General features: G+C 66.1%; 9 protein-coding genes. 1 reads left to right on the forward strand and 8 read right to left on the reverse strand.

From position 1 onward, the window contains the following. The first annotated feature begins 1 nt into the window (after position 1). Positions 2–1165 (forward strand): acyltransferase, encoded by a 1164-nt coding sequence (locus C5E05_RS09565; protein ID WP_146081082.1) that lies wholly within the window; start codon positions 2–4, stop codon positions 1163–1165. On the opposite strand, the gene C5E05_RS09570 is transcribed toward C5E05_RS09565, so the two are convergent. From C5E05_RS09570 to C5E05_RS09605, 8 genes are all read right to left on the reverse strand, one after another. Then, positions 1162–2523: a hypothetical protein gene (locus C5E05_RS09570; protein ID WP_104242963.1), complete on the reverse strand. Its 1362-nt coding sequence runs from the start codon at positions 2521–2523 to the stop codon at positions 1162–1164. The genes C5E05_RS09565 and C5E05_RS09570 overlap by 4 nt on opposite strands. 267 nt (positions 2524–2790) lie before the next feature. Next, positions 2791–3669, reverse strand: coding sequence for an NAD(P)-dependent oxidoreductase (locus tag C5E05_RS09575; RefSeq protein WP_104242966.1), 879 nt, complete (start codon positions 3667–3669; stop codon positions 2791–2793). A gap of 143 nt (positions 3670–3812) precedes the next feature. Beyond that, the gene (locus tag C5E05_RS09580) at positions 3813–7079 is read right to left on the reverse strand and encodes a hypothetical protein (RefSeq protein WP_104242967.1); all 3267 of its coding nucleotides are present in this window, start codon (positions 7077–7079) and stop codon (positions 3813–3815) included. Positions 7080–7467: 388 nt separating this feature from the next. Then, positions 7468–8733, reverse strand: coding sequence for an ABC transporter ATP-binding protein (locus tag C5E05_RS09585; RefSeq protein ID WP_104242969.1), 1266 nt, complete (start codon positions 8731–8733; stop codon positions 7468–7470). After that, on the reverse strand, positions 8733–9554 hold the full coding sequence (locus C5E05_RS09590; RefSeq protein WP_104242971.1) for an ABC transporter permease: 822 nt from the start codon (positions 9552–9554) through the stop codon (positions 8733–8735). The genes C5E05_RS09585 and C5E05_RS09590 overlap by 1 nt, the downstream gene beginning before the upstream one ends. A 62-nt stretch (positions 9555–9616) precedes the next feature. Then, positions 9617–10687 carry an NAD(P)-dependent oxidoreductase gene (locus C5E05_RS09595; RefSeq protein ID WP_104242973.1) on the reverse strand — a complete coding sequence of 357 codons (1071 nt, stop codon included), beginning with the start codon at positions 10685–10687 and terminating at the stop codon, positions 9617–9619. Positions 10688–10784: 97 nt separating this feature from the next. Then, the gene (locus C5E05_RS09600) at positions 10785–12026 is read right to left on the reverse strand and encodes a hypothetical protein (protein ID WP_104299650.1); all 1242 of its coding nucleotides are present in this window, start codon (positions 12024–12026) and stop codon (positions 10785–10787) included. After that, complete coding sequence (locus C5E05_RS09605) at positions 12023–13249, reverse strand: acyltransferase (protein ID WP_104242977.1); 1227 nt, start codon at positions 13247–13249, stop codon at positions 12023–12025. Before C5E05_RS09605 ends, C5E05_RS09600 begins: the two co-directional genes overlap by 4 nt. Positions 13250–13340 lie beyond the last annotated feature (91 nt).

A 13340-nucleotide genomic window follows, 5' to 3' on the forward strand; every position in this document is an offset into this window, starting at 1 on the left:
TGTGACTTCTCTTCACCACACGACGGAACCCATGCGCGGACGCAAGACGTGGATGGACCTCCTGCGGGGGTCTGCGATCCTGCTCGTGATCCTGTTCCACGCCTCGGCGCTGCCGGTGATCCTGATCTTCGTGCCGCCCACTGAGTTCGTCGCCGACCTCAACACGTTCTTCGGCCCGTACCGCATGAGCATGCTGCTCGTGCTCTCCGGCATGCTGCTCGGGCGGTCGCTCTCGAAGCCGGCAGGCGTCTACTACGTCAGCAAGGTGCGGACCATCGTGTGGCCGTACCTCGTGTGGGCCGTGATCTACTGGCTTGTCTCCGGGCAGGAAGAGTGGATGGATCCGAGCGCCTGGATCGCGACGAGCTGGCTCTGGTTCCTGTTCTTCCTTGCGATCTACTACGCGGCAGCTCCCCTCCTCGCACGCGTCCGCGGGCCCCTGTTCGCGGTCGTCCCCGTCGTGCTGTGGAGCTTGAGCGTGCTGCTCCCCGACGGGGACCTGACGAACCTCGCCTACTACGGCGGGTTCTTCTTCGCGGGGCACTTCGTCGCGACGTGGCGGGCCACCTTCACGCGATTCGAGACGATTCCGTGGATGCTCGGCCTCCTCGCCATCGCCGTGACCTTCAGCCTGCTGCTCGTGGCTCAGGACCACGCCTACTACTTCGGCCTCGGCAGCCACCTCGGCGTCTCCCCTGGGGGCCCTGGCGAGCTCGTCGACGCGCTCGACGGCCCCACCATAGACAACCCGACCGGCGAGGTCGCAGGCGCCGACAACGGCACCGTGATCGATCGGCTTTCCGTGCTGTGGATCCCGGTCGTCCTCGCGGGCATCGCTGGCATCATCATGTGGGTTCGCCGCGTCACGGGTGCTCTCGAGGGGCGCGGCGCTGACGCCGCCAAGTGGCTGCAGTACATCGGCCGCAACTCCGTGGTGTTCTACGTCGTCCACTACCCGACGCAGATCTGGATCACCTTCCGAATGGGTGAGGCCGGCGTCGTCGACTCGAACACGACCTTCTGGGCGTGCACGCTCGGCGCGCTCGGGATGAGCTACCTCGCCTGCTGGCTGCGCCGCTTCCGACTCTTCGATGCGTTCTTCGTCTTCCCGAAGCTTCGCAGCACCACACCTGCTCAGCAGGCCAGGGTGACCAGCAGCTCCTAGGTGCCTGGCTGCTGCAGAACGTCGGAGCAGCGGATATCGAATTTGCGGAACTCGGGCGCCGTCTCGAACTGGTAGATCGCGGCCGGGTTCGCCTCGCAGACGGTGAGCGCCTGGCGCCATTGCGGGGTCCACGCCGCGCCTTCGTCGCGAGCGTTGTCGACCTCCGGCCACTGCATGGCGATGTAGGCGAAGAACAGCAGGGTGACCCCGAGGGCTGCGACGCGACTGAAGACGGGCAGCTTCGGACTCACTCTCGAGACGAACGCCGAGGCTGCGAAGGGAAGGCACGCAAGCGCGAACATGCCGGCTGATGCGCCGTAGCGGAGGTTGAGCAGCACCAGGAGCCAGACCTCCCCTTCGATGTCCGCGAACCTGAAGAACCAGAACGGGTTGACGATCAGGGACCCGCCGAACGTCGCGCCGGAGACCAGCAGGAGCGTGACCAGCGCGAAGCGCTCCGGATTCTTGCCGCACACCAGGGCGATGACCGCTGCGAGCGCGAAGGGGATGAGCCCGAGCCACAGGAACCAGGTGCCGTTCTCTGCGAGGTACACGGCGTTGGCCTCGACGTCCCCGTTCCAGATGGGGAGAATCGCGTTGGCGAGCCAGCCGATGATGACGTCCGCGATCTCCACGACCTCGTCAGACTCTGTCCCTCTCGGGTAGTTCAGCCAGGTGAAGACCTGCGCGCCGGCGCCCACGAGGGCGCCCACGGAGACGATGACGTGGGAGAACGTCCTGTTCCAGATGAGCCTCAGCAGCATGAAGGGCACCACGACGACCGCCTGGAACTCCGACAGCGCGCACGTTAGCGCGATGACGGCCCAGAAGATGCCCTCGCGCCTCGAGTTGATCTGGGTTACCGCGATCCACGCGACGAGCCAGAGGCAGTAGGTGTGGATGTTCGCGAGGTCGCCGATGATCTCGCGGCTCAGGAGGGGGACCATCACCGGGACGATCGCCATGAGGAATCTCGCCGGCAGCCAGCGCAGGATCCCGCGCGTGAGCCGGAAGGTGGCGGCGCCCACGAAGCCGGCGAACAGCACGCAGAGGATGAAGACGCCCCTGTCGAAGTGCTCGATCGGCACGAATTCGACGAGGCCCGCCGCGAAGAGGCGCGGCAGGAAGTGCTGGTAGCCGGCGTAGGGCTGCAGGAGGGACGCGAACGTCCCGTTCTCGAGCTGCTGCCGCAGGAAGACCGGTCCGTCCTCGGCCCACAGCGCCTGCTGCTCGGCCGGGGCGATGCGAAGCCAGGTCGTGATGGTGACGACGACGAAGACGACGGCGGTCCAGAGCAGCTCGTTCCTGGTCCAGCTCGGTAGGCGACTCAGCCCCTGCTCGACCCTGCTCAGCTTCACAGCCTCTACTGTCTCTACAGCCAACGGACCCCCCAATTATCGCGCGCACCCGTCCGACGGCAGGCCCGTTCGAGCACCGAGCCTACTGGTGCGCGTGGCCGCACTCACGAGGACGTGCCGGGGCACGTGCGCACTCCGCTCTGGACGAATGGAGCGCGTGTGCACGCAGCGCACGCGTCCCCGCCGCGCGCGGCAGGATCACGTCAGTGCGGGCAGCGGGTTCGAGCCCCGTCAGCCCGGAGAGCCCGTCAGGGCCCGGAGAGCCTGTCAGCGCTGATCTGTGCCCTGGACTCCGGCAGCGTCCTTGGCCATGAGCTCCCGAATCACCGTGGCGTCACCGTAGATCTCGCGAGAGTCGTACGGTCGGTCGGGGAAAGCGCCGTACTGCAGTGCGATGCCGAGATCATTGTCTCGGATGAACTGCTCGACCTGCTCGCCAAGCGACACGGACGTTCCAGAGCCCACGTTGATGATCCCCGTGACCTCTTCCTGCGAGGCGACGGCTGCGATCTGGCGCCCGAGTTCGGCGACATGGATGAAGTCGAAGCGCGCTGCCCCCGAGGTGAAGGGGAACTCTCTCTTGCCATCTGCGGCGGCTTCGAGAAGCTTCGTGAAGATCGACTTGTTGTTGCGGTCGTCTCCGAAGATGTAGTACGCACGCAGCCACTGCAGGGCCACCCGGTCGCCGAAAGCGAGGGTCGAGGACTTCCGGAGCGCGTCCTTCGCGATGCCGTACAGCGAGAGCGGGTTCGTGGGCGTCTCAGCCGAGACCATGCCCTCGTAGAAGCCGATCTCGTGCATGGACCCGAGGACCGCAAGCCGCTGCACGCCAGCCTCGGTCGCCGCTTCCAGGAACCTGAAGTGGTCGGAGAGCTTCTGCATGTGGACCGGGGCGTTGTGCGCGAATCCCGCTTCCCAGGCAAGGTGCACGACGGCCGTCGGAGCTGGCTCGAGCAGGACGGAGAAATCTGCGGATGGTGCCAGCAGATCGAACTCGACGACTCGAGCCTCGCTGTTGATCGTGGCGGCGCTCCCTGGACGGACAACGGCGGTCACCTCTTGGCCCCGTGCAACCAGTGCGTCGACCACGTGCCTGCCGATGTAACCACCGGCCCCGGTCACGAGAACCCGTTCGCTTTGCGTCATCTTCGTCCCTTCACAAGAACGGCCAGTCTAGCCGAGGCCTCAGCTCGTCCTCGTCCGACTCGGCGCTCGGGGGAAAGGCGAAGAGCCCGCCCCCTCACCCGGTTGGGGTGGAGGAGCGGGCTCTCGGACGCGCGCGCCCTGGGCTACTCGGCGACTGGTGCTCCGAGGCCCATGATCGAGAACAACTCGACCGAGAGGCGGAACGTCGTCGGCGGTGTGGCCTCCGGCGTGCCCTCCGTGGTCGGCGCCTCGTCGACGGTCGGAGCGGGCGACTCAGCGGCCGGCGCCTCCGAAGCCGTCTCGGTCGGCGCTGCAGACTCGGTCGGGGCAGCCGTCGCCGTCTCCGTCGGTGTTGCGTCCGGGTCCGTGGTCGCGGTCTCGGTTGCCTCGGCCGGGGTGGTCTCGGCTGGCGCCGTCTCGGACGGCGTAGCCGTCGGCTCCGCGAGACTCGGGTCGATGAGCGAGAGCTTGCCGTCGATCACGCGGTAGAAGCTGTCGTCAGGACCCTGCACCACCGAGCCGATGGGCTCAGCGTCGGTTGCCACGCTCAGCTTCACCCCGACTTCCGGCGCGAGGGGTGTGAACACGAGGCCGAAGGCCTCCGCATCGGCAGGGCTCGCGAACGGCACGAGCTGTCCGTCGACGCCGATGTAGGGAACGTCTCCGAGCAGAACCGCAGACGTGTACAGCGGAGCTGTGGCGCCGGTGAAGGCATCGAAGTTCGCGGCTGGGACGACCTGTGCGTTCTCGATGTCGAGGCCGATCTGAGCTGCGACATCGCGTGAGCCGAGCTGCAGCAGCTTCTCACCGTTGACGATCCACACGCCGGTGCCCGCCTTGTTGGTGATGACATCACCGGACTCGAGTGGAACCGCAGGCTCTGCGGTCTCCGTGGGCGTCGGAGTCGCGGTCTCGCTCGGCGTCGCCGTGGCCGTCGCTGACGGCGTCTCGGTCGGCGCGGAGGTCGATGTCGCGGTCGGCTCAGGTGTGGCGGTCCCGCTCGGCTGAGGCGTGACCGTCGCCGTGGGCTCCGGCGTCGCCGACTCGGTCGGCTCGGGCGTTGCGGTCGGCTCGGGTGTCGCCGTGGGCTCGGGCGTCGCGGTGTCGTCGGGCAGAGGCCAGCCGGCCGGAGCCCCGAGGAGGGTCGATCCCGTCGGGAACGAGTCCGCGACGCTGTCGACGACCTGAAGCGAGCCGCGCTCGGGCATGCCCATGGCCACGCCGATCTCAGGCCAGCCGATGAGGCGCTTCTCGCCGTTGATGATGGCGTACCAGGCACCCTTGGCCGTCGTGATGAACTCGGTTGCAGGCTGCTGCGAGATCGGGATGACACCGCACAGCTGCGGGCTCAAGGTCTCGCTCTCGAGACCATAGGCGGCCTGGAGCTCAGCGCTGCGGTAGGGATGCGCCTGTCCCTCGGCGGCGAGCAGCGTCTGATCGTTGCAGACGAACTGGGCGCTGTCGATGGTGTAGTCGCGCTTGGGGATGCCGTCGAACGACGCCTGCGTCATGACCTGCGCGGTGCCACCGAAGCCATAGGCCTCAGCGAGCTGCGCATTCGCGATCTTGACCAGGTGAGCGCCGTCGAGCACGTAGAGGTCGTCACTGCTCGGCGTCTTGAGCAGTGCGCCGTTGGTGATGCCGTTCCCGGTCGGGATGTCCGAGAGGGTCCCGTTCGCGACGGTGTAGACGACCTCGTCGCTTCCACGCCTCGCGGCTTCCTTCTTCGCGTCGTCCTCGCTGCCGAACTCGACACGCTCGCCGCCGACGACCAGGTTGACCTTGGATCCGTCGACTTCCTTGACCAGGTGCGCCCCCGGCGTCGAGCCGAGCTTGCTGAGACCGGAGAGGGCATCCGCTGGGACCGGCGTGAATCGACCGACGCCGTAGGCCGACGTCGCGACCTGCAAGAGGCCAGCGTCCGTGATCAGGTAGGACTTGCTGCCGTCCGAGACGAGCGACGAGTCGAGGGAACCCGAGTTCGTCACCTGCGCGAAGGCGTCGCCGAGCTTGCCCGTCACGTTGAATTCGCTGAGCTTGCGGAGCTCAGACGACACCGCGTAGCCGCGGCCCTCGTCGCCGAGGAGCATGGTCTGCGACCCGTCAAGCGGCGTCACGACGGCGCCACGGGAGAGGACCGGCTCACCGGTGGGGAGGAAGTCGAGCGCGCCGTCCTTGAGGTTGGTCACGGCGGTGTACAGACCGAAGTCGCGCAGCGCTGTGAGGCTCGAGACCTCGCGCTTGGTCTGGTTCTGCACGAGGAACACCTGGCCGTTGTCGGTCTTCACGAACGACTCGAGCGTCCAGCCGCCCTCGAACTTCTCGAGCTGCTCCTTGGTGATCTTGGCAACCTGGCCCTGCTGGAAGCCGTAGCTGGCAGCGGTCGCCCAGCCGCGGAGCTTCCACCACTTGCCGTCACTGATGTAGACCGGGCCGTCTGGGCCCTCGAGGATCTCGCCGACCCAGGTTCCCCACGGGATCCAGGACATCTCCTGGGCAGGAATCGTCTCGACTGCGCCGAGCGCCTCGGTGAAGCCCGCCACACGGTCGGCCGTCAGGTGGTACCGGGTTCCGTCGGAGAGGAAGTAGACGTCGCTCGTCCCCTCAGCCTGGATCAGCGATGGCCGCTCCGCGGTGCCCTGGGCGTCTCCGAACCAGTCGGTGTACATGCGCCAGAAGTTGCGGTTGCCGTACGCGGAGCATCCATCGCCCTCGCCGTACATGTTCGAGAGCGCTGCCTGGTTCGGCTGGTACGGCGTGTAGTTGTAGAGGCCGGCCGTCGCGTAGTTGGAGATGTAGACGGCGGACGAGCCACACGCGAAGTTGGGGTTGTAGAGCACATTGTTCGTGGCGAACGGGATGTGGTTGAAGCTGTACGGGTTGGCCTTGTAGTACTGGAACTGTCGTGCCGCGTTGTAGACCTGGTAGAAGAACCCGCCGTAGCTGGCGTCGCACGGCGCCGTGTCCGGGCAGCCGAAGCCTGTGGCAGCCGCGAGGCGCCCCAGCGTCGGGCTCGACATCGAGACCAGGCTCTGCTCCTTCTCCAGGAGGACGAGCATGGCCTTGGCGCTGAAGTTGCACGCCTGGCCGACCTTGGCGATGATGTTCGCCGCCGACTCTCCCCCGGGGGCGCCCGGGTACGCGCTGCAGTAGGAGGTGGCTGGCATCGACGGCGTCGACTGCGTGTAGTTGCGCAGGGCGGTCGAGGAGCTCGAGCCGTTCTTCGAGACGAGGAACTGCTGCACCTCGGCTGCGGTCATCGCGGAACCGTCGTAGAAGTTCTCATCGCTGATGATGTTGCCGGGGTCGAACGACGACCCAGCGGCGGACGCCGTCTCAGCGCCGAACTCCTGAGGTGCTACCGCTTGGAAGGCAAGCAGGCCCGCAGCGGCTGCTGCCGCCGTGGCCACAATGGCAATTGTTCTGCGAAACATGAGTTCCCTACGCGTCGAAAACCGAGGAGCCGGTCGGGTCGTAGTGAGACGACACGCTCAGCAGTTTCCAAGTATGCACACATGGGCCACAAAAGACCACAGCCGTCGCTCCTTTCACATGAGTCACATATGTCACACCTGACCCAGGAAAACAGGACGCGAAGCCCGGCAATCCGCGGAACTCGCCGCGCATGAGGTCGCCACGCCCGCGGCGACACGCCGAATAAGAAATCCGGGCAATTTCTGCAACATGCACTATGGCGGCCTTCCCCGAAGGCCGACAGGACCGAACAGCGAGACGCGGCCCCGCTCCCCCGGATGAATCCGAGCAAGCGGGGCCGCGTCCGAGCACCCGGGCTTCGACCTACGTCCGGTCGTCCGCCACACGATGCGCGGCGAGCGTTTCGGGGGGTCCGGAGACCTCGCCGGAGTCGACCACATGCGCGCCGAACTTCGAGTCGAGCGTCATCAGCCCACCGGATTCGAACGGGGTCCCGGGCCCGACGTTGAACGTGACCGCACGCTGCCACGCGTCGAAGGTCTGCACGCAGTCGTAGTCCTGAATGGATGCACTCAGCTGAAAGGCACCAGGCCTCATCGTGATGCGTGGGATCTCGATATCGATCGACCCGGTGCCAGGCCCGATCGAGTCAGGCACGAAGCCGCCGTCGAGGCCGTGGTTGCCCCAGACGAAGACGCCCTCGACGTGGTCGATGGAAGCTCCGAACACTGGCCGGGGGATGCGCTCCTCGGCCTTGTAGTGCAGGCGGATCACCGCCCGGTCACCCGTGCGGAAGCTCCGAGTGTCACCCCGATCGTCCGACAGCATCTCCATCTTCGTGATCTGCGCCTCACCCGTCCCGAAGCGAGTGCCGCCCTGCTCGACGTCGACGGCCCCGTGCTCGCGGTTCGAGTACTCGTCGATGATGTCGCGCGCGACCCCGACCGCCTGCAACTCGCCATGGCTCAGCCAGGCGGCCTCGTCACAGAACGTGCGCATCTGCTCGAGCCCGTGCGAGACGACGACAACCGTGCGTCCCTCGCGCTTGAGCTCCGCGAACTTCTCCATGCACTTCTCCTGGAACTGCATGTCGCCGACGGCGAGCACCTCGTCCACGAGCAGCACATCCGGCTCGACGTGGATCGAGACGGCGAAGCCGAGACGCACGTACATGCCGGAGGAGTAGTTCTTCACCGGCTGATCGATGAACTGCTCGACCCCGGAGAAGTCGACGATGGAATCGAACTTCCGATCGATCTCCTGCTTGTTCATGCCGAGGATCGATCCGTTCAGATACACGTTCTCGCGTCCGGAGAGCTCCGGGTGGAATCCAGACCCCACCTCGAGCATCGCAGCGAGACGGCCGCGCGTCTCGATCTTGCCCTGGTTCGGCGCGAGGATCTTGGCGATGCACTTCAGCAGCGTCGACTTGCCTGAGCCGTTGTTCCCGAGCAGCCCGAAGGTCTTGCCTTCGGGAATCTCGAGTGAGACATCGCGCAGAGCCCAGAAGTCCTCGTACTTGGAACGGTAGCCCTGCAGCACGGTGGCCTTGAGCGACTGGTTGCGGTCGTGATGCACGCGGAACGTCTTCGAGACGTTGTCGACGCGCACTGCCGGAAGTCCGGTCATCAGAGCTCCTCCACGATTCGGTTCTGCTTCGCTCGGAAGACGAAGATGCCCGCGAGCAGCATGATCGCCGCCCATGCGGTGATGGTCAGCCATGTGCCGACAGACGGCACCGCGAAGTCGTACAGCACGGAGCGATACGCCTCGAGGAACTGGTGGGCCGGGTTGAGCTCGAAGACCGCCATGAGCGGGACCGGCTGCCCGAAGATGTTCCAGCCATCTGTCGTGAGCTTGTCCTGCGCCTGCTGGACCAGCGACGCCGGGAAGACGACACCGCTTGCGTAGAACCACACCTGGTTGAAGATCGTCCAGAGGTACTGCACGTCGCGGAAGTAGACGACCGCGACGGACAGCATCAGGCCGATGCCCAGCACGAACATGGCCGTGAGCGCCACGATGGGGATGAGCAGGAGCACGACGATGAGCAGCTTCGGGCCACCCGCGATGCCCATCAGCAGTGCAAGCACCAGGAGTTCGATCGCGAACGTCGTCGTGAGCGAGAGCACGCTCGAGGTGACGAGCACGTGCCGCGGGAAGTAGACCTTGGTGAGCAGCCCGATGTTGGCCATGAGCGCGCTCATCGCGCCCATGATGCCGCCCGAGATGAAGGTCCACGGGATGATGCCGCAGGCCACCCAGAGCGCGTAGTTCTGCAGGCCGGAGTTGGTCCCGACGTGCGGCTCGGCGACGAAGAGCAACCCGAACACGACAGAGAAGATCGCGATCTGCGCGAGCGGGTTCACCAGCGACCAGATGCGCCCGAGCGCCGTCCGGTTGTACTGCGAGCGGATCTCGCGCAGGGTGAGGTTCAGCAGCAGCCCCATAGTGGGGTACCTTGCGCCGAAGCGAGCGACCAGGTTCGGTCGCTCTCTGAGCTGGGTCTCTGCTATTTCTGCACCTCTTGATCGATCCACTGACATAACTCGACAACTCCAGCATCCACCATGGTCGACGGCGCCCAGTCGAGGGCGGCCTTCGCCGAGTCGATCTCGCACGACGCGTGCCGCACGTCCCCGTTCCGGTACCTGCCGTTGATGACAGGAGAGGGGGCTCCGTAGTGCGCTGCGATGAGCTCGGCGAGGCGCAGGATCGACGTGCCCTCCCCCGACCCGATGTCGTACGGCGCCGAAGCCGAGGCGCTCGCCTGCTCGGCGGGCACGAGGACGCCACGCACGAGCGCGCTCGCCACGTCGTCGATGAACACGAAGTCCCTGACGATCTCACCGTCCTCATACACGGGGATCACCTCGTGCGCCTTCGCGCGCTGCGCGAAGAACGAGACGATGCCGGTGTACGGGTTGATGAGCGACTGCCCCGGACCGTAGACGTTCTGCAGGCGGAAGAGCACCGGAGCGACCCCCATGGCAAGGCACCACGAGGTCAGGATGTGCTCCTGCGCCAGCTTTGTCGCCCCATAGACGCTGGTCGGGTTCGGCGTCACCCGAGACGAGACGAACGGAAGCGGCGTGAGCCCCGGGAAGTCCCACTGACCGGCGGCGAGCATCGCGTCGCTGCGCTGCCCGGGGTAGGAGATCTCACCTGCCGCGTCGCTCCACGCGCCTTCTCCGTATACGGCGCGACTGGAGGTGAGGACGATTCGCTCGGGGAGCTTGTCGGCGCGAACGAACGCGTCGAGCATCTCCGTGGTGCCGACGACGTTCGTCGCCGCGTGCCTTGTCGCCTCGGTGAGGGACTGGCCCGTGCCGGTCTCGGCGGCGAGGTGGATGACCACGTCGGGTGCCGCGTCTGCGAGGAGCGCATCCCACATCGCGGCGTCCGTGACATCCCCGTGCACGAACTCGACCCGTTCGTCGAGTGCGGCGGGACGAGTCGGGTGCGGATGCACCTGCGGGTGGAGGCTGTCGACCGCGATCACGCGCTCGAAGTGCGCCGGCAGGAGCGCCGAGAGCGCCGTGCCGATGAAGCCTGCACCTCCCGTGACCAGGCAAGTGCCCATTTTCACGTCTCTTTCTGTCGCTGAAGCGCCAGCCTAGCTGGCCGCAGTCCGGGACCAAGGATAACGACAGGGCCGCGCCCCGCCCTGAGCGGACCGCCTACTCGGGAAGCACGGGAACGAAGTTCAGGTGCCGCTCCGTGATCTCGTAGATGACCACGTCGGGTTGGAACTCAGCCGCCTCGCCGAGCACGTCGACTCTCGCGTTCGGGTCGTCGAAGGAATGGCGGATCTGCTTCGTGCTCGCGAACCCCGCCTGCCAGCCGGCAGCGATGTTGCTCCCCTGACTGTCCCTGAGCACGAGGGCCTTCAGATCGCTCTGTGGACTCTCCGTCACCGTGGTGGCCGGAAGCAGGAGCATATCGAGCCCCACATTCGTCGTCATCTCCTCGGTCGAGCCATCGGCGAACGACACGCTCATGGGAGAGGCAGAGGCCTCGAGCGACGGGATCATCGTCGGCACGTCGAGCGAGGGAAGACCGAACGCCTCGAATTCGCTCGAGACGACCACTGGCTCGAGCTCGGAGAAGTCGAGAGGCGCAAGCGGCTCGTACTTGGCGTCCACGGAGCCGAGGCAGTCGGCGAGCGTCGCCCACCCGACGGCGCCGCCGAACGGGGTCCAGTGGCTGTTGCGCTTCGCGTAGACGTCTCCATCGACGGCCGCGTCCCGTAGCGGCTGACGCGTGTCCATGATCGGCAGATCGGGGTAGGCGTCATGCAGGTGGTCGAGGTTCGTCGGGCCGCGCAGCTCTTGCGCCCAGCCCGGCAGCTCCTCCGGCAGGACGGCCCAGTCAGCTGGCACGACCTGGATGATGAGGTCCGTTCCCTGCTGGGCCAGCTGAGCCTGCACGGTCCGGAAGTAGCTCGCCCACTCCTCGGCCTCCTCCTGCCCCAGGTAGCTGCGCCCGAGAGCCTGGGAGAAGTTGTTGGCCTGCTCGTCTCCCCAGAACACCCAATCGTCGTTGCCCTCGACATAGGAGTGACCGCCGGCCGGCAGGGCGCCCATGTTCTCTTCGAATGCCGCCTCGCTCGCATCCGCGTTCTCCGCAGACCATGGATCCCCCGTGACGGGGTTCGCCAGGGTGGGCGCGCAGGTCTCCTGGGGCAGCGCGAACGCGGCCGACGCCGGCCCCTGCTCGGGCGGCAGGGCATCCGCCGCAGCAAGCGTCTGCTGGGTGATGCGTCCGCTGATGACGGCGATCAACGCGCAGACGAGGAGGAGGATGAAGGGAATCAGCCGAACCCTGTGCCACCGCTGGGCCCAGGTGACGCGCCCCTGCTTCGACGGCGGCTCCTCGAAGCCGCTCTCCGGCCTCAGACTCCCGGGCCCCGTGCTCGTCATGCTTCGCTCCTGATCTGCTCTGCGCGCTCAGCGCGCACGCGCTTGGCGAAGTTGCTCGACGAGTAGTCGACGTTCACGAGTCGCGCCTTGACCCGGTCGAGCGGGGGCCTGCAACGATCCATGACCCACGTGAGCCAGCGAGGAGTCCAGTTCTTGAGGCTCATCGCCGGGCTCTCGATGACGTGCCAGGAGATGTACGCGCAGACGTGGGCGCCGATCGCGATGACGAGGTGATAGACGAGCCAGCCCGCATTCTGCAGGCCGAAGTAGGCGCCGAACTGCATGAGCGGCCAGGCGAAGATGTAGATCCCGTACGAGAAGTCGCCGTGCTTCTCCCAGTTGTTGAGCTTCGGGGTGCGGATCGCGAACCACATGAGGAAGTACATGAGGAAGTACTGCCCCCACATGTTCCACCCGCCGTAGTTGTAGGCGAAGAACGCGACTCCGATCGCGAAGACCGCGAGCCGATCGTCGATCACGATCTTGTCGCCGAAGAAGGCGAAGAGCATCCCGAAGGCGAACGGCGCGAAGAACATCGCGTTGAAGGGGTTCGTCATGAACGGGCTGATCGACAGCATGTCGACCCACCCGCTCCAGGTCAGCGCGTTCACGAGGATGAGGGCCAGGGCGATCAGCCCGCCGACGATGCGGTTCGACAGGACCCCGAACAGGCCGAGGAAGCCGATCATGATGTACGCCCGGAATTCGTACATGAGGGTCCACGCCGACCCGTTCCAGTCGTAGCCCCCGAGCGTCGCGAACGGCAGGCTTCCACCCATTTCCGCGATGTTGCGCTGACCGAGGTTCAACCACATGTTGTTGATGAAGTACGTGAACGGCGACTCCGTCGATGCGTCCCAGAAGCCGGCCATGCTCCCGGTCTCCCGGTGCCACGCGATCGGGGCGAGAATGAACGCCGTCGTCAGCAGGGCGAGCCAGAAGGCGGGGAAGATGCGCAGGACGCGGCGCCAGAAGAAGCGGAAGATCGTCGACTTTCCCTGACGGCTCTTCGTGATCAGGAATCCGGAGAAGAAGAAGAAACCCGCGACAGCCACACCACCCAGCGACTGCTCTGTGGAGAGCTGGGACCCGAGGTCGTGACCACCGTAGAAGCCCCCCAGGGGACCAGCGTGAGCGAAGATGACGGCGAAGGCCAGGAACCAACGGAGGAAGCCGATGCTGTTCGCGCGCGGGTCGAACGCCTGTTGAAGCGTGAGCGGCATAAGTGCTTTCGAGGTCAGATCCCAGGACGGGTGCTACGGATGATGACATTGATAGTAGCTGGCCCGCATTCTGGACGGCACCAACCAGCAC

This window comes from Pseudoclavibacter sp. AY1H1 (assembly GCF_002931055.1).
In the GTDB taxonomy this organism is placed as follows: Bacteria; Actinomycetota; Actinomycetes; order Actinomycetales; family Microbacteriaceae; genus Pseudoclavibacter.

Coding starts and splice junctions, on each gene's coding strand:
- C5E05_RS09575 (WP_104242966.1), bottom strand. CDS start 3,669: ATGACGCAAAGCGAACGGGTTCTCGTGACCGGGGCCGGTGGTTACATC.
- C5E05_RS09585 (WP_104242969.1), bottom strand. CDS start 8,733: ATGACCGGACTTCCGGCAGTGCGCGTCGACAACGTCTCGAAGACGTTC.
- C5E05_RS09590 (WP_104242971.1), bottom strand. CDS start 9,554: ATGGGGCTGCTGCTGAACCTCACCCTGCGCGAGATCCGCTCGCAGTAC.
- C5E05_RS09595 (WP_104242973.1), bottom strand. CDS start 10,687: ATGGGCACTTGCCTGGTCACGGGAGGTGCAGGCTTCATCGGCACGGCG.
- C5E05_RS09600 (WP_104299650.1), bottom strand. CDS start 12,026: ATGACGAGCACGGGGCCCGGGAGTCTGAGGCCGGAGAGCGGCTTCGAG.
- C5E05_RS09605 (WP_104242977.1), bottom strand. CDS start 13,249: ATGCCGCTCACGCTTCAACAGGCGTTCGACCCGCGCGCGAACAGCATC.